Origin of the sequence: Alcaligenes aquatilis (assembly GCF_003076515.1) — a bacterium.
GTDB lineage: Bacteria > Pseudomonadota > Gammaproteobacteria > Burkholderiales > Burkholderiaceae_B > Alcaligenes > Alcaligenes aquatilis.
This window is the reverse complement of the sequence record NZ_CP022390.1, coordinates 1,812,478-1,834,207: the sequence shown is the minus strand read 5'-3', so window position 1 is coordinate 1,834,207 and position 21,730 is coordinate 1,812,478. Positions and strand designations below refer to the sequence as shown.

The window sequence follows — 21,730 nt, the reverse complement described above, 5'->3', positions numbered from 1 at the left end:
CTAAAAACTTTGTTGCTGGCCGCGTCACAAGCGTGGGATGCCAGGACTTCCGTTTCAAGCTAACGCATACGTTTTTGTGTGCACGCACTGGGTGTCGAAGAGTGCAGGCCGGACGGTAATGTGTCTGGGTGGTGTGGTCCTGTGGGCCATGAAGCGCCAGATCATGTTGCTGACATCGGTTCAAGCTCGGACCGTCGTGGTCGATCGATATTGCAGAGCAAGACTGAAAGGAAAACTCATGTCTGAATTAAATGGCGCAGATATTGTCGTGCGCACGCTCGCGGACGAAGGCGTGGAACACGTTTTCGGTTATCCGGGTGGTGCCGTTCTCTATATCTACGACGCAATCTTCAAGCAGGACCGCTTCCAGCACATTCTTGTGCGCCATGAACAGGCCGCTGTTCATGCTGCGGATGCCTATTCCCGTTCGTCTCAAAAAGTGGGTGTGGCACTGGTAACCAGTGGCCCGGGCGTCACCAATGCTGTCACCGGTATTGCAACCGCTTACCTGGACTCCATTCCGATGGTCATCATCAGTGGACAGGTCAGCACCCAGGCAATTGGTGAAGATGCTTTCCAGGAATGTGATGCCATCGGTATCACCCGCCCTTGCGTCAAGCACAACTTTTTGGTGCGCGATGTTCGTGATTTGGCCGATACCATTCGCAAGGCATTTTTCATTGCCACGACGGGCCGCCCTGGTCCTGTGCTGATTGATATCCCCAAAGATATTACGACCGCAACGTGTAAATACACGCCCAAGCGTGGCGAGGTCAAGATGCGCTCCTACGCGCCTGTGACCAAAGGCCACCAGGGGCAGATCAAGAAAGCCGTCCAGATTCTCAATAGCGCCGAGCGCCCACTGATTTACGTCGGTGGTGGCGTGGTGCTGGGTAATGCCGAAAACGAGCTCAATGAGCTGGTCAAGTTAAGCGGTGCTCCGTGCACGACTACCTTGATGGGGCTGGGCGCTTATCCAGGCACGGCCGACCAGTACATCGGCATGCCTGGCATGCACGGTACCTACGAAGCCAATATGACCATGCAGCATTGCGACGTTCTGGTCGCTGTCGGTGCACGGTTTGATGACCGCGTGATCGGCAATACCCGTCACTTTGGTCAGAATCCACGCAAGATCATTCATATTGATATTGATCCCTCCGTGATCTCCAAGCGCGTGAAAGTGGATGTGCCTATCGTAGGCTGTGTTAAAGACGTGCTGACCGAGCTCAACGAGCTGTATGCGCAAAGCCGTCAGGAAGCGCAAAGCCGTCAGGAAGCGCAAAACCCGCCTTCCTTGAACGACTGGTGGAAACAGATCAATGTCTGGCGTGGCAAGAACTCCTTGGCCTACGCCAAGTCGGACGAACTGATCAAGCCGCAATACGTGGTGGAATCCCTGTGGGAAGTGACGGGCGGCAACGCTTTCGTGACCTCCGACGTAGGACAGCATCAGATGTGGGCGGCTCAGTACTACAAATTCAATAAGCCCCGTCGCTGGATCAATTCCGGTGGCCTGGGCACGATGGGCGTAGGCTTGCCTTACGCAATGGGTGTGCAAATGGCCAACCCTGGCCAGGATGTTGCGGTCATCACGGGTGAAGGTTCTATCCAGATGAACATCCAGGAACTGTCTACGTGTAAACAGTACCGCTTGAGCCCCAAGGTTCTTTGCCTGAACAATCGTTATTTGGGCATGGTGCGCCAGTGGCAGCAAATCGACTACGGCTCGCGTTATTCCGAGTCCTATGTGGATGCACTGCCTGACTTTGTCAAACTGGTGGAAAGCTATGGTCACGTGGGTCTGGAGATCGACAAGCCCGCCGATGTGGTCCCCGCTATTCGCGAAGCCTTCACCACGCACAAAGACCGCCTGGTATTTCTGAACTTCATCACGGATCAAACCGAAAACGTGTTCCCGATGGTGAAAGCAGGCCGCGGCCTGACAGAAATGCTTTTGGGCCCGGACGATCTGTAAGGAGAGAACCATGAAACACGTCATTTCTATCCTTCTGGAAAACGAGCCCGGCGCACTGTCCCGTGTGGTCGGCCTGTTTTCGGCCCGTGGCTATAACATCGAGACCTTGACGGTTGCTCCAACCGAGGACGACACCCTGTCTCGCATGACGATCGTTACCCGAGGGGCGGACGACGTCATCGAGCAGATCACCAAGCACTTGAATCGTCTGGTTGACGTGGTCAAGGTGGTGGATCTGTCCGAAGGCCCTCACATCGAGCGTGAACTCATGCTGATCAAAGTGCGGGCGGTGGGCAAGGAACGTGAAGAGATGAAGCGCATGGCGGATATTTTCCGTGGCCGCATCATTGATGTTACGGACAAGACATACACCATCGAACTGACCGGTGTTCAAGACAAAATTGCTGCTTTCATCAATGCGCTGGATCGTACGGCCATTCTTGAAACAGTGCGCACCGGGGTCTCTGGTGTCAGCCGTGGCGAACGTGTCTTAAAGCTGTAAGCCAAGGCTTTTTCAGGACATAATTACCGCTTTTATTCAGGGGGCTGCTTTTCAAGGCGGCTCCTTGTAAAGGGTAAACACGGCCTGGTGCTGTGTAGACCGCGGTGGCCTGTTCTGGAAGTAATGAGTCAAGGTCTTTTTTGTGCCGCTGCTGCATGAGCGGCCATTCTCGAATTGCTGTTTAAGCGAAATTATTAAATTTGGAGCACCTGAAATGAAAGTTTTCTACGACAAGGATTGTGATCTTTCCCTGATCAAAGGCAAGACCGTTGCCATCATCGGTTACGGCTCGCAAGGCCACGCCCACGCCCTGAACCTGCACGAATCCGGCGTGAACGTGGTTGTTGGTCTGCGTAAAGGCGGCGCCTCCTGGAGCAAAGCCGAGAATGCTGGCCTGAAAGTTCAGGAAGTGGCTGAGGCCGTCAAGGGTGCTGATGTCGTCATGATCTTGTTGCCTGACGAAAACATTGCTGAGGTTTACCGCAACCAGGTTGCTGAAAACATCAAGCCCGGCGCTGCTCTGGCATTTGCTCACGGCTTTAACGTTCACTACGGCCAAGTTGTGCCACGTGACGATATCGACGTCATCATGATTGCTCCCAAGGCTCCAGGTCACACCGTTCGCGGTACTTACAGCCAAGGCGGCGGTGTTCCTCACCTGATCGCTGTGTACCAGGACAAGACCGGCGCTGCTCGCGACGTGGCTCTGTCTTACGCATCCGCTAACGGTGGTGGCCGTGCCGGTATCATCGAAACCAACTTCCGCGAAGAAACCGAAACCGACTTGTTCGGCGAACAGGCTGTTCTGTGCGGTGGTGCAGTTGAGCTGATCAAGGCTGGCTTCGACACGCTGGTTGACGCGGGTTACGCTCCTGAAATGGCTTACTTCGAGTGCTTGCACGAGCTCAAGCTGATCGTGGACTTGATCTACGAAGGCGGTATCGCCAACATGAACTACTCGATCTCCAACAACGCTGAATACGGCGAATACGAGACCGGTCCGAAGATTGTTACCGACGAAACCCGCAAAGCCATGCGTCAGTGCCTGGAAGACATCCAGACTGGTGTGTACGCCAAGAACTTCATCCTGGAAAACGCCGCTGGCGCTCCTACTCTGATCTCGCGTCGTCGTATCAACGCCGAATCGCAGATCGAGCAAGTGGGTAGCAAGCTGCGCTCCATGATGCCTTGGATTGCCGCTAACAAGCTGGTTGATAAGTCCAAGAACTAAGTTTGATATCGGGGCAGTTCCATAAGCTGTCCTGGTCTTGAACCTGAACCGGCTGACGTCTTGCGGCGTCAGCCGGTTTTTTATTGCTGCAAGAATTTGACCTTCAACGCAGCTTCTGCTTGGGCTAAAAGCAAGCGTGGAAGCGCCTTGTTCTCGTCTTATAGCCGTATTGGTGAGGGCGCGATAAAATGCAGTGCTTGATTGGTCTATCGTGCCCCTGTCGGGGTGGCGCGCAAGCGGGTTCGATAAAATCCATTATTTATCCGCGAACTCCCTGGCCGCAGGCCCCTTGGCCATTTCTGTTCGCTCTGGCTTATATTTGCTGGAATTATTCGCACTCTGTAGCTTTGTGGACAATGCTACATTTGAGTGTTCAGTCCTTAGCAACAACTCTTAAAGCATAAATTATGCCCAATTTGCTCAATGATGAAACACGTCGTCGGCGTAGCATCTATCTTCTGCCCAACGCATTTACGACCGCCAATCTGTTTGCGGGGTTTTATGCCGTTGTGCAGGCCATGAATGGCCGTTTTGAAGCGGCGGCCATCGCCATTTTCCTGGCGCTGGTATTTGATGGCATGGATGGGCGGGTCGCTCGTTTAACCAACACCCAGTCCGCCTTTGGCGAGCAGTACGACTCCATGGCTGACATGATTTCTTTTGGTGCAGCACCCGCGCTGGTCATGTATGTCTGGGCCATGCAGGGTTTGGGGCGCTGGGGATGGTTGGCTGCCTTTATTTACGTGGCCGGTGGAGCATTGCGCCTGGCTCGTTTCAATACCAATATTGAAGTGGTCGACAAGCGCTTTTTCCAGGGTTTGCCAAGCCCGGCCGCTGCTGCGCTGGTGGCCGGCTTTGTTTGGCTGGCCGTGGACAACAAGCTGTCCTTGCAAGTGAACGTCATTCCCTGGGTTGCCTTTGGCTTGACCATTTATGCCGGTCTGGCCATGGTGTCCAATGCGCCTTTCTATAGTGGCAAGTCCTTTGCGGTCAGCCGTAGCGTACCGTTCTGGGCCATGCTGCTTTTTGTGCTGGTCTTTGTGTTTGTCTCTACTGATCCCCCTGTGTTCCTGTTTGGCTTGTTCTGCCTGTATGGTTTGTCGGGTTGGTTCGTTATGGCCTGGCGCTGGCGTCGGGCCCGAGCCTTGGCACGACTTCGGCGTGGAAACAACTAAAATACTCGGCTTGCGCGGGTTTTCAGGTCGAAATGCTTAACGCCTTCTCCAGTTTTTAGCTATAATCATTTGCTTGCATCGGACCCTGTGGTCTGGTGCGTTCAATTTCATTTTCAACACGTTAGGGCACCTCGGTCCTAACGCAAGTCTTAGAGGCTAAATAAAATGGCAGTTGCAGATATCAAAAAAGTCGATATCGTTTCCGAGTTTCAGCGTAAACAAGGCGATACAGGCTCCCCAGAAGTGCAAGTGGCTTTGCTGACCGCTCGCATCAACGAATTGACTGGCCACTTCAAGGCTCACAACAAAGATCACCACTCCCGTCGTGGTCTGTTGCGCATGGTTAGCCGTCGTCGCAAATTGCTGGATTACCTGAAAGGTCGTAATCCAGACGCTTACCGTGCTTTGATCGAAAAACTCGGTCTGCGTAAGTGATACCGGGGCTGGCTCCCCGCTAAACAACCGTGCATTCGGCGAACTGGTTTCGCTGTGTGCACGGTTTTTTTATTGTAAGGATTCTCCTAATGTTCAATAAAGTCACCAAGTCTTTCCAGTACGGCGAACATACCGTCGTTCTGGAAACCGGCGAAATCGCACGTCAGGCGTCAGGTGCCGTGCTGGTTTCGATTGAAGACACGGTTGTGTTGGCCACTGTTGTTGGCAAAAGTGAAGCGAAAGCAGGTCAGGATTTTTTCCCTCTGACCGTTGATTACGTCGAAAAAACCTACTCCGCTGGCAAGATCCCTGGTGGTTTCTTCAAGCGTGAAGGCCGTCAGTCCGAGCGCGAAATCCTGATCTCTCGCTTGATCGACCGCCCACTGCGCCCTCTGTTTCCTGAAGGCTTCTACAACGAAGTTCAGGTCATTATTCACACGGTATCGGTCAATCCCGAAATTGATCCTGATATCGCTGCCATGATTGGTGCCTCGGCTGCCCTGGCTATTTCCGGCATTCCTTTCAACGGTCCTGTGGGCGCTGCTCGCGTGGGTTACGTTGATGGCCAGTACGTGCTGAACCCATCCGCCACTCAGCTGAAATCCTCGGCTCTGGATCTGGTTGTGGCCGGTACCGAACAAGCTGTGCTGATGGTTGAGTCCGAAGCCAAGCAATTGTCTGAAGAGATCATGCTGGGTGGTGTGGTGTTTGCTCACGAGCAAATGCAAGCAGCCATCAACTGCATTCACGAACTGGTTGAAGAAGCTGGCAAGCCCGAGTGGGATTGGCAGCCTGCTGCTGTTAACGAAAGCCTGTTGGCTGCGGTAACCGCTGCCGCTGAAGAGGGCCTGACACAAGCCTACCAAACTCGCGAAAAACAGGCTCGTACCGAGCAAGTGCGCGCTGTTTACGCTCAAGTTAAAGAAACGGTCAAGGCTCAAGCTGAAGCCGCCGGTCAGGCCCTGCCTGATATGGTTGCCGTCGAAAACATGATGTTCGACCTGGAAAGCAAGATCGTGCGTTCGCGCATCTTGAGCGGTGAGTCCCGTATTGACGGTCGCGACACCCGTACCGTTCGTCCTATCAGCATCCGTCTGGGCGTTCTGCCCCGTGCTCACGGTAGCGCCTTGTTCACGCGTGGCGAAACTCAGGCATTGGTGGTGACCACCCTGGGTACTAAGCAAGACGAGCAGATCATTGATTCGATCATGGGTGAATACCGCGATCGCTTCATGATGCACTACAACATGCCTCCGTTCGCCACCGGCGAAGCTGGCCGTTTTGGCGCTCCCAAGCGTCGTGAAATCGGTCACGGTCGTCTGGCCAAGCGTGCTTTGACGCCCTTGCTGCCAGCCGCTGAAGATTTCCAGTACTCCATCCGCGTGGTGTCCGAGATCACTGAATCTAACGGTTCCTCCTCCATGGCATCCGTGTGTGGTGGCTCTCTGTCCATGATGGACGCTGGTGTGCCTGTGCAGGATCACGTGGCTGGTGTGGCCATGGGTCTGATCAAGGAAGGCAACAAGTTTGCTGTGCTGACCGACATTCTGGGTGACGAAGATCACCTGGGCGATATGGACTTCAAGGTTGCCGGTACCGAGAAAGGTATTACTGCTTTGCAGATGGACATCAAGATCCAGGGCATCACCAAGGAAATCATGCAGGTTGCATTGGCTCAGGCTCACGAAGGCCGTATGCACATCCTGGGCAAGATGAAAGAATCCATCGACGGTTCCCGTACCGAGATGTCCGAATTCGCCCCTCGCATGCTGACCGTGAAGATCAACCCCGAGAAGATTCGTGACGTGATTGGTAAGGGTGGTGCCACCATCCGTGCTCTGACCGAAGAAACCGGTACACAGATCGATATTTCGGATGACGGTACCATCACGATCGCCAGCGCCGATCTGGACAAGGCCCGCGAAGCCGAGCGTCGTATCAAAGAACTGACCGCCGAAGTTGAAGTGGGTCAGGAATACGAAGGCCCCGTGATGCGCTTGCTGGACTTTGGTGCGATTGTGCAAGTGCTGCCAGGCCGTGATGGTTTGCTGCATATCTCCGAGATTGCCAACTACCGTATCGCCAACATCAATGACGTGCTGAAAGTGGGTCAGGTTGTTAAGGTCAAGGTCATCGAAGCTGACGAGAAAGGTCGTCTGCGTCTGTCGATCAAGGCAATCGGCGGTATTGAAGCCCAAGGCGGCCCAGCCGCTCCTGCTGCTTCCTGATAGCGTTTGCAGTCTGCATGAAGAAAAACCCGCCGAAAGGCGGGTTTTTTGCGTTTGGCTGCTTTTTGGGAGAGGGGCTGCGTATTGGGTTGTGTCAGGAGCTGGAGGGTAATCTGTTGGTGCTGTACCTGTACCTGTACCTGTACCTGTACCTGTACCTGTACCTGTACCTGTACCTGTACCTGTACCTGTGCTTGTTATGCCAGTGGTTTCAGTCGTAGCCTTAGTTGTAGTTGTAGTTGTAGTTGTAGTTGTAGTTGTAGTTGTAGTTGTAGTTGTGGCTGTGACTTTGCTTGTTGTTGGTTCGCTATTTCTGAGCTGTTTGTTTCTTGGGGCGGTTTCGGTCCAGTAGGGGCTGGAGAGGCTTTACGGAGCGGAGGGATAAACAGTCGGTCAGGTTCAGGTGGCGGTTGCAGGGCGATGGCTTGGATTGGTTTTCAGGCAGGACGCAAAAAAGCCCGCTTTGAAGCGAGCTTTTTTGATTGGTACTTATTTGTCACGAGCGAATAAAAACCGAGGTTTTTATGGTGGGCAAAGAGATCTGCCAGCTATCGTGAATATTTGGTGCATCCAGCCGGAATCGAACCGGCACGATCAAAGATCGAGGGATTTTAAGTCCCTTGCGTCTACCAATTCCGCCATGGATGCAGCGGGAGATGATGGCGGAAGCGGTGAGATTCGAACTCACGGATGGGTTACCCCATCGCCGGTTTTCAAGACCGGTCCATTCAACCGCTCTGGCACGCTTCCTATTCCTTGGGCTTTTTCCCGGCACGCTCTTCGTGTGAAAAGCACGGCGGCCAGGAAAGCCTTAAAGTGTAACGTATAAATTTGCCAACGTCATGGAAATAATCTGTTTTCATGGCAGGAATAGGGGTGTTGATACCAGTGCCTGTGATAGATTGCAGCAAGTAAGGTGGCTTTTTGTTGTTTGTCTTTTGGCCGCGCTGGAAAAAATAGTCTAGAGATTAGGGAGTAGGTATGCGAGTTGTGGAGATTACCGAGTTTGGAAAGCCGGAAGTGTTGCGAGTGGGCGAGCGCCCCATGCCACAAACAGGTCCTGGTGAGGTGCTGGTCAAGGTGCTGGCGGCGGGCGTGAACCGTCCGGACGTCTTGCAACGAGCAGGCGCTTACCCGCCACCGGCTGGTGCCTCTGATATTCCTGGTCTGGAACTGGCCGGTGAAATCGTATCGGGCGATGTGCAGGGTAGTGAGTTCAAGATTGGTGATCAGGTCTGTGCGTTGGTTACTGGTGGTGGCTATGCCGAATATTGTGTGGTGCCAGTACAGCAGTGCTTGCCTATTCCTGCGGGTTTCAGCTTGCTTGAAGCGGCGGGCCTGCCAGAAACCTTCTTTACGGTCTGGAGCAATGTGTTTGAGCGTGGCCAATTGAGCAAGGGCGAAACCTTGCTGGTTCATGGTGGTGCCAGTGGCATTGGAACGACAGCCATTCAGTTGGCGGTGGCTTTGGGGCATACGGTGTATGCCACGGCTGGTAGCGACGAGCGCGTAGAGGCCATTAATCGTCTGGGCGGGATTGGTATCAACTACAAAACCGAGGTTTACGAAGACGTCATCAAGAGCAAAACAGGTGATCGTGGCGTGGATGTGATTCTGGATATGGTTTCTGGTGATTACATCAACCGGGATTTGACGTGCCTGGCCGATGACGGCCGTATCGTCATTATTGCTTTGCTGGGTGGGGTGAAGGCCACGATTAATTGTGGTGAGATTCTACGTCGTCGTCTGACTATTACCGGCTCAACCTTGCGCTCTCGTTCTGTAGAGTTCAAGGCGCAACTGGCTCAGGCGCTGAAAGCGCGAGTCTGGCCTTTGCTGGAAGCAGGGCAGGTTCGCCCCTTGATTCACGCCACTTTCCCTCTGGAAAAAGCCAGTGAAGCGCACGCCATGATGGAGGCGGGTGAGCAGGTGGGCAAGATCATTCTTATTCCTTAAAAGCTGCGAGGGGTGGCGTGGCCGCCCCTTTTCTTATCGTGTTGAAATGAATTTTCTGCTAAATATGCGCGAAATGGATTCGCTCACGCTACAATAGTCGGTTAGCTGCGCCTTGATTGTGGGCGTTGGTGTAACTTTTTGACTGGCATCAAGGGAGCAATGAGCGTACATTCTTCGCGTAAACGACTGGTTGCGGGTAATTGGAAATTAAATGGCTCGCTTGATGGCAACAGCCGTCTGCTGCAAGAACTGCTCGTTCAGCCTGATGCTCAGGCAGATTGTGATGTGCTTGTATGCGTTCCTTATGTGTATTTGTCCCAGGTGGCAGGTATCTTGAAAGATTCGACCATCGCGGTCGGTGCTCAAGATGTCAGTGTCCACGCCAAGGGGGCGTATACCGGGGAGATCTCGGCGGCAATGCTGGTTGATGTGGGTTGTCGTTGGGTGATTGTCGGGCATTCCGAACGTCGTCAGTATCATCAGGAAAGCAGTGCTCAAGTCGCCGCCAAAGTTATTGCGGCACTGGATGCGGGCTTGACGCCGATTGTCTGTATTGGCGAGCAGTTGGCCGATCGTGAGGCGGGGCAGGAAACCTGTGTGGTGCAAGATCAACTCGAACCTATCAAGGCTCTTGGGGCCGAGGTGGTTTCCAAACTGGTGCTGGCCTATGAGCCGGTCTGGGCGATTGGTACGGGTCTGACCGCAACGCCGGAGCAAGCGCAGCAAATGCATCAGCAGATTCGTACCTACATGGAATCGGATCAGTTGCGTATTTTGTACGGTGGCAGTGTGAAAGCGGATAATGCCGCAGAGCTGTTTGCCATGCCGGATATTGATGGTGCCTTGGTGGGTGGTGCGTCTTTGGATGCACAGGAATTTTTACGTATTGTGGCCGCTTAAAGGGTCTGGAGTCTTTAAATGCAAGATTGGATGTCTTCCGTTCTGATGGCGGTGCAGGTTATCTCCTCGCTGTTGATTATTGGTCTGGTTCTGCTGCAGCAAGGCAAGGGCGCTGATATGGGCTCGGCCTTTGGTGGTGGCTCGGCGGGTAGTGTGTTCGGCGCAGCAGGTGCGGCCAACTTTTTGTCGCGCATGACCAAATGGGCGGCAATTGTCTTTTTTGTGTCTACTGGCGGTTTGGCTTGGGTAGCTCATCACCCAGCCCAAAAAGCGGATGCGGGTGTGATGCAGGGGTATGAATCCTCTGTGCCTGGTGCAGCTTCATCGGGTGCTGCTTCGGTTCCTGCGCCAGCGGCTTCTGTACCTGCAGCGGTTCCTTCGGCAGCCCCTGAACCAAGCGCGCCAGCAGTTCCTGCTGCTGAGTAAGTCTGGCCTATTTGTGGGGTTCTTGTCGCTCTCTCTATAAGGGCTCACAAAGGTCACGCGCAGGATCTGAAGGTGCGATATCGAAGCCCGCTTTAAGGCGGGCTTCATTTATTTAGTGACGTTTATGCAAAATATGCCTGAGTACGGGCTTTTTTGGGTGTTTGGGCTGGTTTTGTACTGACAGTCTTACTTTTGTCATGCTAATATCGCTGTCTTGATTGCTTGCCGACGTGGTGGAATTGGTAGACACGCTATCTTGAGGGGGTAGTGGCGAAAGCTGTACGAGTTCGAGTCTCGTCGTCGGCACCAAACTAAACAGTAAGAAGGCTTTGTGATTGCAGAGCCTGAAAATAAAACCTGATCCTGAAAAGGGCAGGTTTTTTTTTGCCATTTTTTTGGTGCTTAGTGTCTTGCTCAAATTGTAGGGTTTTGGGGTGTTTGTTCTGGTTTGAAAGGGGTTTCGACTGAGTCGGTACGTTCTGAGTTTTGTTAAATCTCCATTTCTCATAATATGAGAAATTGCTGTGATCACTGCTTTGGGTGTCCCGAGTTTGGGATGGGCTTTGGAGGCTTGCTTCTAGTTAGGCGGCAGGGTTTGTTTTTTTGTTGTGTTTCCATAGAGCCAGTATTGGCGACCGATTGCCAGCAGAAGTTAAAGCAAGTTCTTAAGAGGGTTTTGGCTTTAGCTTGCTAATCGTCGCTCTAGGTTGAGGTGGCTTGGAAAGCCGCTGTAAGTGGGTTTTTGTTGTGTATAGCCAACAAGCTGTGTACAAAGATTCACGTTTCCGAAGGGTTTCGTAGTCAAGCGACGGGAATTTTGATGCAATAGCGTTAACTTCCCATCGCGGAGTTAGAAAGAGCAGCAGCACTGTTGTAGTTGGGCTGCTCTGATTTACTCAAATCTACGGAGATTTCTTACATGAAAAAGACTCTGCTCGCTGCTGCTCTGATGGCCGGCTTCGCTGGCGTCGCACACGCAGAAACGTCTGTCACCCTGTACGGTATTCTGGACGGTGGTATCGGTTACCAAAAATTCAAAGCTACTGAAACCTACGTTAACGGCGCCGGTGGTTCTTACGAACAGAAGAAAACCGGTATGATCAACGGCATCCAGTCGGGCAACCGCTGGGGTCTGAAAGGTTCCGAAGATCTGGGCGATGGCCTGCGCGCTGTATTCCAACTGGAAAGCGGCTTTGACCTGTCCACCGGTAAGTCCGCTCAAGGTGGCCGTCTGTTCGGTCGTCACGCCACTTTGGGTCTGGCTGGTGACAGCTGGGGTCAACTGGACTTCGGTCGTCAAACTAACATCGCCTCCAAGTACTTGCCAGGCGTAGCCGATCCTTTCGGCGGTGGTTTCGACCAAGCTAACATCGGTGGTGCTTTCACAGCCGCTAACACCGCTCGTTACGACAACATGGTCATGTACCAAACCCCTAACTTCTCCGGCTTCCAGTTCGGCGTTGGTTACTCTTTCAACACTGATGGCTCTCAAGTCGCTAAGATTAACGAAGTTAACAACATTAATGATGGTCTGGAGCGCAACCAGCGCGCCGTGACCACCGGTCTGCGTTACGTTAACGGCCCTATCGGTGTTGCTCTGACATACGATCAGTACAAAACTGCTGAAAGCCGTGCTGTTGTGAATGGTCCAGTTAGCGGTGGTGACACTGTTAAGTCCTGGAACATCGGTGGTAGCTACGACTTTGAAGTTGTGAAGGCTTACTTGGCTTTCGGTCAAACCCGTGACGGTTTGTTCGCTGCTCAATCCTACAGCGGTTTTGGTTTGGGTGATGCAATGCTTGCCAATGGCTTGAACAGCCTGGACGGCCTGAAAGTTAACTCCTACTTGGTCGGTTTGTCCGCTCCAGTGGGTGCCGGTACTGTGATGGGTTCCTGGACGATGGCTGATCCTCGTTCGGCTCCAGATGCACTGGCTAACTCCACGCTGTCGTGGGAAATGAAGAAACAGCACACCTTCAGCCTGGGTTACAGCCACCCACTGAGCAAGCGCACGAACGTGTACGCAATTGGTTCCTACGCCAAGAACGTGTACTTCATGCCTGATGCTAAGTCGACTCTGATCGGCGTTGGTCTGCGTCACCAGTTCTAATCGTTTCGCGTAGCTTGCCTACGCGTTGCGAAAGGCGAATTTTCGGATTCGCCTGAACTGCAGAAGTATAAAAAGCCATCCTTCGGGATGGCTTTTTTATTTCCGTTTTTTGAGGTGTCTGTTGAAGTCCGTTTGGGCTATAGGGGCTTTATTTGGTTTTGCTGCTCGTGTTGATGAGTGTGTTGGTATGTGTTTGCTGTTGAGTTAAGGTTGTGGGTTTCTTGGGGTAGTGCTCTGTTGTTGTGGTGTAGGGTCTGGGGCTGCAGCTGGAGTGCGTGCTAAGTCCGTCTAACAGACGTTGCGACTGCTTGGTCTTGTTTGGCTTGCTTACAAAATAAGCATGAAAAATTCCTTTTCTTCTGCTTGGTGGCTGACATTTACCTTACAAAAACGAGTAAGATGTTTAATTGAGGTCTACAATCGCAACCCTTAATAGAATAAATAATCAATAGTTGAAGGGTTTCCAGTCAGGTAGCTGACAGTTTTTGCGGCGTGGGTGCAACACCCGCGCATAGATGTAATGCTTTGGGGTTATCCCCCAAAACTGTGCTCTCAAAATGCTACAATCCAAGAGTTTATTTACTGCGATTGGATGCTTTGCATGAACCTGCAAGAGTACTTTCCCGTTTTGCTATTTATCATCGTTGCCACTGGGATTGGCCTGGCTTTACTTTTGGTCGGTCGAGTGCTCGGTCCTAACCGGCCCGATGCTGAAAAGCTCTCTCCTTACGAATGCGGTTTTGAAGCATTCGGCGATTCGCGCATGAAGGTGGACATTCGTTACTACCTGATCGCGATTCTGTTCATCATGTTCGATCTGGAAATCGCTTTTCTGTTTCCCTGGGCTATGGCCAATGGAACAGTAGGCCTGGTCGGTTTCTGGACCGTTATGGCGTTCCTGGCCGTTTTGACGGTCGGTTTTATCTACGAATGGAAAAAAGGCGCTCTGGATTGGGAATAACCCATTCATAGAGAACCCTGTCGGGGTTTTCGCGTCTGCTGCTGGGCATAAGGGGCACGAGGATGCGTCTTGATGACAGCGGGTTTGGTCAGCAACAGGATAGGCCGGGGCTTCCCAGGCTCTGATCCGGCAAAAGGCAACTACTATGGCTATCGACGGCATTCTCAAAGAAGGTTTTGTGACGACCAGTGCAGACAAGTTTCTGAACTGGGCAAAAACAGGGTCCATGTGGCCCATGACATTTGGTCTGGCCTGTTGTGCAGTGGAAATGATGCACGCTGGTGCGGCTCGTTATGACCTGGACCAGTTTGGCATTATTTTTCGTCCCAGCCCTCGTCAATCTGACTTGATGATTGTGGCGGGCACTCTGTGCAACAAGATGGCGCCTGCCTTGCGCAAGGTGTACGACCAGATGGCTGAGCCACGCTGGGTTGTTTCCATGGGCTCCTGTGCCAATGGTGGCGGTTACTACCACTACTCTTACTCGGTTGTGCGCGGCTGTGACCGCATCGTGCCGGTAGACGTGTACGTGCCGGGCTGTCCTCCAACCGCTGAGGCTTTGGTTTACGGCTTGCTCCAAATGCAGAACAAGATCCGTTTGACCAATACCATCGCACGCTGAACGGTTAGAACAGGCTAAACAAGACTATGACACGGCTAGAAACTTTAAAAACCAACTTGCTCTCTATTCTTGGTGAGCAGGCTGCGTTGACGCAAGCGCGCAATGAACTCACTTTGGAAGTGCCGGTTGATGCATGGCTCGATACCTGCACACTGCTGCGTGACCACGCTGACTTGCGCTTTGAGACCTGTATTGATTTGTGCGGGATTGATTATTCCGCCTGGAAAGCACCCACCTATCAGGCTGCATCGGCTCAGTTTCCCCACCGCTTTGCTGTTGTGTTGCACTTGATGTCCTTGAAGCACAACTGGCGTTTGCGTGTGCGCTGCTTTGTGCCAAACGACGATTTCCCCGCTTTGCCAACCCTGTTCGAGGTCTGGCCTTCGGTGAACTGGTTCGAGCGCGAGGCGTTTGACCTGTACGGCATTATTTTCGAGAACCACCCTGATCTGCGTCGCATCCTGACCGACTACGGTTTCATCGGCCATCCGTTCCGCAAAGACTTCCCCATCTCCGGCTACGTCGAAATGCGCTATGACACCGAGCAGAAGCGGGTCATTTACCAGCCCGTCACCATCGAGCCGCGTGAGATCACGCCACGTGTGGTGCGCGAGGATGATTACGGAATTGGGCGATAAGCATCATGGCAGAAATTCAAAACTACACCCTGAACTTTGGTCCTCAGCACCCCGCCGCACACGGTGTGTTGCGTTTGGTGCTTGAGCTGGACGGCGAAGTTATTCAGCGTGCTGACCCTCATATTGGTCTGTTGCACCGCGCCACCGAGAAACTGGCCGAAAACCGCACTTTTCTGCAAACCCTGCCTTATATGGACCGCTTGGACTATGTGTCCATGATGGTGAATGAACACGCCTACTGTATGGCTGTGGAGCGTCTGGTCGGTGTGCAGGTGCCTTTGCGTGCCCAGTACATCCGCGTCATGTTTGACGAGATCACTCGCATTCTGAACCACCTGATGTCCGTGGGTTCGCATGCGCTGGACGTGGGTGCCATGGCCGTGTTTCTGTACGCCTTTCGCGAGCGCGAAGACCTGATGGACTGCTACGAAGCGGTCTCCGGTGCTCGTTTGCACGCAGCTTACTACCGTCCAGGTGGCGTGTACCGTGATCTGCCCGGCAGCATGCCCCAGTACAAGGCCAACAAATACCGCTCCGACAAAGAACTGAAAGCCATGAACGAAGCGCGTTCAGGTTCCTTGCTGGATTTCATTGAAGACTTCACCAACCGTTTCCCTGCTTGTGTTGACGAGTACGAGACCTTGCTGACCGATAACCGTATCTGGAAGCAGCGTTTGGTGGGCGTAGGTGTGGTCGACGCTGATCGCGCCAAGGCGCTGGGCTTTACCGGCCCCATGCTGCGTGGTTCGGGCGTGGAGTGGGATCTGCGCAAGATGCAGCCCTACGAAGTCTACGACCGCGTCGAGTTTGATATTCCTGTGGGTCGCAACGGTGACTCTTACGACCGTTACCTGGTTCGTATCGCAGAAATGCGCGAGAGTAACCGCATCATCCGTCAGTGTGTGCAGTGGCTGCGCAACAACCCCGGCCCTGTCATCACGGATAACCACAAAGTGGCGCCGCCGTCGCGCGAACGCATGAAAACCGGGATGGAGGACCTGATCCACCATTTCAAACTGTTCTCCGAAGGGATGCACGTGCCGACTGGCGAAGTGTATGCCGGTGTGGAGCATCCCAAGGGCGAGTTTGGCATTTATCTGGTATCTGACGGCGGCAACAAGCCTTACCGCATGAAGATCCGTGCTCCGGGCTTCGTCCACTTGCAGGCCCTCGATGAAATGAGCCGCGGTCACATGATTGCTGACGCGGTCACGATCATCGGTACGCAGGACATTGTGTTTGGCGAGATCGACCGTTAAGGTCGCGCCTGGAAAAACGGAACCGAATTATGTTGCTTTCCGAAAAAGCCTACCAACAGATAGATAAGGAACTGAGCAAGTTCCCGGCAGATCAACGTCGCTCTGCCATCATGGCCTCCCTGGCCATTGCCCAGCAGGAAAAAGGCTGGGTATCGCCAGAAATTATCGAGGATGTTGCCCAATACATTGGCGTGGAGCCGATCGCGGTGCAGGAGGTTGCGACCTTCTACAACATGTTCCACACCAAACCCGTTGGTCGCGTCACTATTTCCGTTTGCACCAACTTGCCCTGTGCGCTGCGTGATGGCGTCAAGGCTGGCGAATACCTGAAAGAGAAGCTGGGTATCGAATATGGTGAAACCACGGCGGACGGCCAGTTCTCCCTGATCATGGGAGAGTGCATGGGTTCATGTGGTGATTCGCCCGTCATGTTGCTGAACAATCAGCACATGTGCGTGCGCATGGAAGCCGAGCGCATTGATGCCATGCTCGAAGAATTGAAGACACACGGAGAATCGGCATGATTGCACCGGACATTCTGCGCAAGTTCGCTCAGGGATTGGAACCTAACCCTGGTGGCGACCTGTCGCGCAGCATGATTTTTCATGATCGTCATATTCAGCCACAGATTCTGGCTGGTTTGAACGGCGACAACTGGGGCCTGGAAGAGTACGTCAAGCGTGGTGGCTATGAAGCCCTGCGTAAAGTATTGACCACTGGCATGAAACCCGAAGACGTGATTGCTGAAGTCAAGACTTCGGCGTTACGTGGTCGTGGTGGTGCAGGTTTCCCATCAGGTTTGAAGTGGAGCTTCATGCCTCGCAGCTTGCCCGGTCAAAAGTACCTGGTATGTAACTCTGACGAGGGTGAGCCCGGCACTTTTAAAGACCGCGATATTCTGCGTTTTAACCCGCATATCGTGATCGAAGGCATGGCCATTGCCGCCTACGCCATGGGCATTACCGTCGGCTACAACTACATCCACGGTGAAGTGTTTGAAATCTATCAGCGTTTTGAAGAAGCGCTGGAGCAGGCCCGCGCGGCAGGCTTTCTGGGTGACAAGATCCTGGGGTCGGACTTCAGCTTCCAACTGCATGCGTTCCACGGCTACGGCGCCTACATTTGCGGTGAAGAAACCGCATTGCTGGAATCCCTGGAGGGCAAGAAGGGCCAGCCTCGCTTCAAGCCACCATTTCCAGCCAGTTTCGGTCTGTACGGCAAGCCAACGACCATCAACAATACCGAAACCTTCGCGGCTGTACCCTGGATTCTGCGCAACAGCGGCCAGGAATACCTGGAAGTAGGTATCCCTAACGCCGGTGGCACCAAGATCTTCTCCATTACTGGCGACGTAGAGCGTCCCGGCAATTACGAAGTGCCTTTGGGTACCCCCTTTGCCACCTTGCTGGAACTGGCCGGTGGCATGCGTGACGGTCGCAAACTGAAAGCGGTGATCCCCGGTGGTTCCAGCTCGCCCGTTTTGCCCGCTGACATCATGATGGCCACCAACCTGGACTATGACTCCATTGCCAAGGCGGGTTCCATGCTGGGTTCGGGCGCTGTCATTGTGATGGACGAGACGCGCTGCATGGTCAAGTCCCTGCTGCGCCTGTCTTATTTTTACTATCACGAAAGCTGCGGCCAGTGTACGCCGTGCCGGGAAGGCACAGGCTGGTTGTGGCGTATGGTGCATCGTATCGAGAACGGTCAAGGTCGTCCGGAAGATCTGGACATGCTCGACGACATCGCACACAACATCATGGGCCGCACCATTTGCGCCCTGGGTGATGCTGCGGCCATGCCGGTGCGCAGTTTCGTTAAGCATTTCCGCGACGAGTTCGCACACCACATCGAGCATAAAGGCTGTGTGGTGCCTCAATATTTGTAGGCCAGGACAACGTAATGGTAGAACTCACCATCGATGGCATTAAAGTTGACGCCCCGGAAGGCAGCATGGTCATTCAGGCTGCCCATGACGCCGGGGTCTACGTGCCGCACTTCTGTTATCACAAAAAACTGAGTATTGCCGCCAACTGCCGCATGTGTTTGGTGGACGTGGAAAAAGCGCCCAAGCCTTTGCCTGCTTGCGCCACTCCCGTCACCAACGGCATGGTTGTGCGTACTCGTTCGGAAAAAGCTGTGGCTGCTCAAAAGAGCGTCATGGAATTTCTGCTGATCAACCACCCTTTGGATTGCCCCGTGTGTGACCAGGGCGGTGAGTGTCAGCTGCAGGATCTGGCCGTGGGTTACGGTGGCTCCGAGTCGCGCTACAAGGAAGAAAAGCGCGTCGTGGCCGCCAAATCCATGGGCCCACTGATCTCGACCGAAGCCATGCAGCGTTGCATTCACTGCACCCGCTGTGTGCGTACCGGTGAAGAAATCGCCGGTGTCCAAGAGGTTGGTATGCTCAACCGTGGCGAACACGCCGAAATCACCACCTTTGTGGGTCGCGCAGTCGAGTCCGAGTTGTCGGGCAACATGATTGACGTTTGTCCCGTGGGTGCCTTGTTGTCCAAACCTTTCCGTTTCAATGCCCGTACCTGGGAATTGGCCCGTCGTCGCAGCGTTAGCCCGCACGACAGCGTGGGTGCCAACCTGGTACTGCAAGCCAAGATGGACAAGGTGTTGCGCGTCGTACCTTTCGAGAACGACGAAGTCAACGAGTGCTGGATCAGCGACCGTGACCGTTTCTCCTACGAAGGCCTGTACACCGAAGATCGTCTGACTCGCCCCATGGTGCGTGGTGATGATGGCCAGTGGCGTGAAGCCTCCTGGAACGATGCCATGCAAACCATCGTTGCCGGCATGAATGCCGTACGCGAGAAGTTTGGTGCAGATCAATTGGGCTGTATTGGTTCGGCTACCTCCACAACCGAAGAACTGGCTTTGCTGGCTCGTCTGGGTCGTGCGCTGGGTACCGAAAACGTGGACTTCCGTCTGCGTCAGACCGATGCCCGTCTGGACGGCGCTCTGGCCGGTGTGCCTTGGTTGGGTATGCCCCTGACGGCCTTGAACGAGCTGGATCGCGTTCTGGTCGTGGGTTCCTTCCTGCGCAAAGATCACCCCTTGATGGCTCAGCGTCTGCGTCAGGCAGTCAAACGCGGTGCTCAAGTTTCCTTTATTGATTCGGCTGCCGATAATCCATTGTTCAATGCGATTGCTGGCCGCATGACGGTGGCCCCCAGTCAGTTGGCCAATTCCCTGGCTCAAGTGCTGGTTGCCGTTGCCAAAGCCAAAGACAGCGCCATTCCTGCGGGTCTGGAAGGTGTACAGGTTTCTGCTGAGGCTCAGCAAATTGCTGACAGCCTGGCGTCCGGTGAACGCGTGGCCATCTTGCTGGGCAATATGGCGGTCAACTCGGATCAGGCCAGCGTGATTGCTGCCAACGCCAATGCCATTGCACAGGCTAGCGGTGCCAAGCTGGGTTTCCTGACTGCCGGTGGTAACACGGTGGGTGGTTACCTGGCCAACGCCGTACCGGGCAAGGGCGGTCTGACCGCCGAGCAAATGCTGGCTCAAACCCTGCGTGCTTACCTGGTTTTAAATGTCGAGCCTGCACTGGACAGCGATCTGGGCGAACGTGCTGTAGAAACATTGAAGTCCGCCACTTTCTCGGTGGCACTGACTTCCTATCGTTCCGCTGCCGAGCAGTGGGCCGATGTGATGTTGCCGGTATCTCCTTTCACTGAAACCTCCGGTACCTTTGTGAACGCCGAAGGCCGTGTACAAAGCTTCAAGGGCGCTGCTGCTCCTGTGGGTGATACCCGTCCGGCCTGGAAGGTTCTGCGCGTACTGGGCAATCTGTTCCAGCTGGATGGTTTTGACGACGAAACTTCCGAATCGGTGCGTGACTCTGTCATGGCTGCCGGTGTGGAATCGCGTCTGTCCAACCAGATCAATCTGGCTGCCAGCGTGCTGCCTGCTGCTAGCGGTCTGGAGCGTGTGAGTGATGTGCCTATCTACCGCAGCGATGCGCTGGTGCGCCGTTCGGCTCCTTTGCAGGAAACACCTGCTTCGGCCGCCCCTACGGCTCGCATGGCCGCCGCCACGTTGACTCAACTGGGTTTGGCCGACGGCGATCTGGTGAAGGTTCGTTCTTCGCAAGGCGAAGTCAGCTTGCCAGCTCAGCTGGATGACACCGTGGCATTGAACTCGGTGCGTGTTGCCACCGCTTTTTCTGAAACTGCCGCTTTGGGTAGCGCATTCGGTCAATTGACAGTGGAGCGTGCATAACATGGAATTTCTCTCTGCCATCAATAGCTACGGTTCGGACCTGCTGGGTCCGGACGCATGGTATGTGGTGTGGACGCTGCTGAAGATTGTTGCTATCGCGGTGCCCGTCATTCTGTGTGTTGCTTACCTGACCTACTGGGAACGCAAGATGATCGGCTTCATGCACGTTCGTCTGGGACCGACCCGTGTTGGTTACCGCGGCTTGCTGCAGCCTTTCGCTGACGTTTTCAAACTGCTGACCAAAGAGCTGATCGTGCCGGCGAAGTCCAACAAGGTTCTGTACCTGTTGGCTCCGGTAGTGACGCTGATGCCTGCTTTGGCCGCCTGGGCGGTGATTCCTTTCAGCCCCGATGTGGTTCTGGCCGACGTTAACGCCGGTTTGTTGTACATTCTGGCGATTACCTCGCTGGGTGTGTACGGTGTGATCGTGGCTGGTTGGGCATCCAACTCCAAGTACGCCTTGCTAGGTGGTCTGCGTGCCGCCGCTCAGGTGCTGTCCTACGAACTGGCCATCGGCTTTGTCCTGATTACCGTGCTGCTGGTGTCCGGCACGCTGAATCTGTCGGGTATCGTGGTCGGTCAGACTCAGGGTTACTTTGCGGACAAGGGCTTGAACTTCCTGTCCTGGAACTGGCTGCCACTGCTGCCACTGTTTGTGATCTACGTGATTTCCGCCGTTGCTGAAACCAACCGTCACCCGTTTGACGTGGTGGAAGGCGAATCGGAAATTGTGGCCGGTCCTATGGTGGAGTACTCCGGTACCGGTTTCGCTCTGTTCTTCTTGGGCGAATATGCCAACATGATTTTCTTGTCGGCTCTGGCGTCCATCATGTTCTTGGGTGGCTGGACTCCAATCGTCGAGTTCGCTCCATTTACCTGGATTCCGGGGTGGCTGTGGCTGGGTCTGAAGACCTTTGTCGTGGTCTCCATGTTCATCTGGTTCCGTGCAACGTTCCCACGTTACCGCTATGACCAGATCATGCGTTTGGGCTGGAAAGTATTTATCCCGCTGACCGGTGTTTGGCTGGTTATTGTGGCGATCTGGATGCAGACGCCCTGGAACATCTGGCAATAAG

Annotated in this window: 19 protein-coding genes and 3 tRNA genes; 20 read left to right on the top strand and 2 right to left on the bottom strand. The window is 54.0% G+C overall.

What is annotated here, in order from left to right:
* Nucleotides 1-238: 238 nt before the first annotated feature.
* The 7 genes from ilvB (at nt 239) to CA948_RS08435 (ending at nt 7,770) form a co-directional block, all read left to right on the top strand.
* Nucleotides 239-1,978: a biosynthetic-type acetolactate synthase large subunit gene (ilvB, locus tag CA948_RS08465; protein WP_108727780.1), complete on the top strand. Its 1,740-nt coding sequence runs from the start codon at nt 239-241 to the stop codon at nt 1,976-1,978.
* A 10-nt stretch (nt 1,979-1,988) separates the two neighbouring features.
* Complete coding sequence (ilvN, locus tag CA948_RS08460) at nt 1,989-2,480, top strand: acetolactate synthase small subunit (protein WP_003801075.1); 492 nt, start codon at nt 1,989-1,991, stop codon at nt 2,478-2,480.
* 214 nt (nt 2,481-2,694) lie between these two features.
* Nucleotides 2,695-3,711 carry a ketol-acid reductoisomerase gene (gene ilvC / locus CA948_RS08455; protein WP_094197365.1) on the top strand — a complete coding sequence of 339 codons (1,017 nt, stop codon included), beginning with the start codon at nt 2,695-2,697 and terminating at the stop codon, nt 3,709-3,711.
* 407 nt (nt 3,712-4,118) lie between these two features.
* The gene (gene pssA / locus CA948_RS08450) at nt 4,119-4,886 is read left to right on the top strand and encodes a CDP-diacylglycerol--serine O-phosphatidyltransferase (protein ID WP_094197364.1); all 768 of its coding nucleotides are present in this window, start codon (nt 4,119-4,121) and stop codon (nt 4,884-4,886) included.
* 165 nt (nt 4,887-5,051) lie between these two features.
* Complete coding sequence (rpsO, locus tag CA948_RS08445) at nt 5,052-5,321, top strand: 30S ribosomal protein S15 (RefSeq protein WP_003801068.1); 270 nt, start codon at nt 5,052-5,054, stop codon at nt 5,319-5,321.
* A gap of 89 nt (nt 5,322-5,410) precedes the next feature.
* Complete coding sequence (gene pnp / locus CA948_RS08440; RefSeq protein ID WP_108727779.1) at nt 5,411-7,549, top strand: polyribonucleotide nucleotidyltransferase; 2,139 nt, start codon at nt 5,411-5,413, stop codon at nt 7,547-7,549.
* 17 nt (nt 7,550-7,566) lie between these two features.
* The gene (locus CA948_RS08435) at nt 7,567-7,770 is read left to right on the top strand and encodes a hypothetical protein (RefSeq protein ID WP_094197362.1); all 204 of its coding nucleotides are present in this window, start codon (nt 7,567-7,569) and stop codon (nt 7,768-7,770) included.
* Nucleotides 7,771-8,111: 341 nt separating this feature from the next.
* On the opposite strand, the gene CA948_RS08430 is transcribed toward CA948_RS08435, so the two are convergent.
* Both CA948_RS08430 and CA948_RS08425 read right to left on the bottom strand, forming a co-directional pair.
* Nucleotides 8,112-8,197, bottom strand: a tRNA-Leu gene (locus CA948_RS08430).
* Between the two features lie 12 nt (nt 8,198-8,209).
* Nucleotides 8,210-8,299, bottom strand: a tRNA-Ser gene (locus CA948_RS08425).
* Nucleotides 8,300-8,530: 231 nt separating this feature from the next.
* Here CA948_RS08425 and CA948_RS08420 point away from each other — a divergent pair.
* From CA948_RS08420 to nuoH, 13 genes are all read left to right on the top strand, one after another.
* Nucleotides 8,531-9,505, top strand: a complete 975-nt coding sequence (locus CA948_RS08420) for an NAD(P)H-quinone oxidoreductase (protein WP_108727778.1) — start codon at nt 8,531-8,533, stop codon at nt 9,503-9,505.
* Between the two features lie 159 nt (nt 9,506-9,664).
* Nucleotides 9,665-10,405 (top strand): triose-phosphate isomerase, encoded by a 741-nt coding sequence (tpiA, locus tag CA948_RS08415; protein ID WP_108727777.1) that lies wholly within the window; start codon nt 9,665-9,667, stop codon nt 10,403-10,405.
* Nucleotides 10,406-10,423: 18 nt separating this feature from the next.
* Nucleotides 10,424-10,831 carry a preprotein translocase subunit SecG gene (gene secG / locus CA948_RS08410; RefSeq protein WP_094197359.1) on the top strand — a complete coding sequence of 136 codons (408 nt, stop codon included), beginning with the start codon at nt 10,424-10,426 and terminating at the stop codon, nt 10,829-10,831.
* Nucleotides 10,832-11,055: 224 nt separating this feature from the next.
* Nucleotides 11,056-11,140: transfer RNA gene (locus CA948_RS08405), tRNA-Leu, on the top strand.
* 610 nt (nt 11,141-11,750) lie between these two features.
* On the top strand, nt 11,751-12,941 hold the full coding sequence (locus CA948_RS08400; protein ID WP_108727776.1) for a porin: 1,191 nt from the start codon (nt 11,751-11,753) through the stop codon (nt 12,939-12,941).
* 601 nt (nt 12,942-13,542) lie between these two features.
* Nucleotides 13,543-13,902 carry an NADH-quinone oxidoreductase subunit A gene (locus tag CA948_RS08395; RefSeq protein WP_003801061.1) on the top strand — a complete coding sequence of 120 codons (360 nt, stop codon included), beginning with the start codon at nt 13,543-13,545 and terminating at the stop codon, nt 13,900-13,902.
* A gap of 145 nt (nt 13,903-14,047) precedes the next feature.
* Entirely contained in the window at nt 14,048-14,524 is a 477-nt protein-coding gene (locus CA948_RS08390) for a NuoB/complex I 20 kDa subunit family protein (RefSeq protein WP_003801059.1), read from the top strand.
* A gap of 26 nt (nt 14,525-14,550) precedes the next feature.
* Nucleotides 14,551-15,162 (top strand): NADH-quinone oxidoreductase subunit C, encoded by a 612-nt coding sequence (locus CA948_RS08385; RefSeq protein ID WP_042482529.1) that lies wholly within the window; start codon nt 14,551-14,553, stop codon nt 15,160-15,162.
* A gap of 5 nt (nt 15,163-15,167) precedes the next feature.
* Complete coding sequence (locus CA948_RS08380) at nt 15,168-16,421, top strand: NADH-quinone oxidoreductase subunit D (RefSeq protein WP_094197357.1); 1,254 nt, start codon at nt 15,168-15,170, stop codon at nt 16,419-16,421.
* Nucleotides 16,422-16,450: 29 nt separating this feature from the next.
* Nucleotides 16,451-16,945: an NADH-quinone oxidoreductase subunit NuoE gene (gene nuoE / locus CA948_RS08375; RefSeq protein ID WP_026483139.1), complete on the top strand. Its 495-nt coding sequence runs from the start codon at nt 16,451-16,453 to the stop codon at nt 16,943-16,945.
* Nucleotides 16,942-18,309: an NADH-quinone oxidoreductase subunit NuoF gene (gene nuoF, locus CA948_RS08370; RefSeq protein WP_094197356.1), complete on the top strand. Its 1,368-nt coding sequence runs from the start codon at nt 16,942-16,944 to the stop codon at nt 18,307-18,309. The genes nuoE and nuoF overlap by 4 nt, the downstream gene beginning before the upstream one ends.
* Nucleotides 18,310-18,323: 14 nt before the next feature.
* Nucleotides 18,324-20,654 carry an NADH-quinone oxidoreductase subunit NuoG gene (gene nuoG / locus CA948_RS08365; protein ID WP_108727775.1) on the top strand — a complete coding sequence of 777 codons (2,331 nt, stop codon included), beginning with the start codon at nt 18,324-18,326 and terminating at the stop codon, nt 20,652-20,654.
* Nucleotide 20,655: 1 nt separating this feature from the next.
* Nucleotides 20,656-21,729, top strand: a complete 1,074-nt coding sequence (gene nuoH, locus CA948_RS08360; RefSeq protein ID WP_108727774.1) for an NADH-quinone oxidoreductase subunit NuoH — start codon at nt 20,656-20,658, stop codon at nt 21,727-21,729.
* Nucleotide 21,730: the final 1 nt, after the last annotated feature.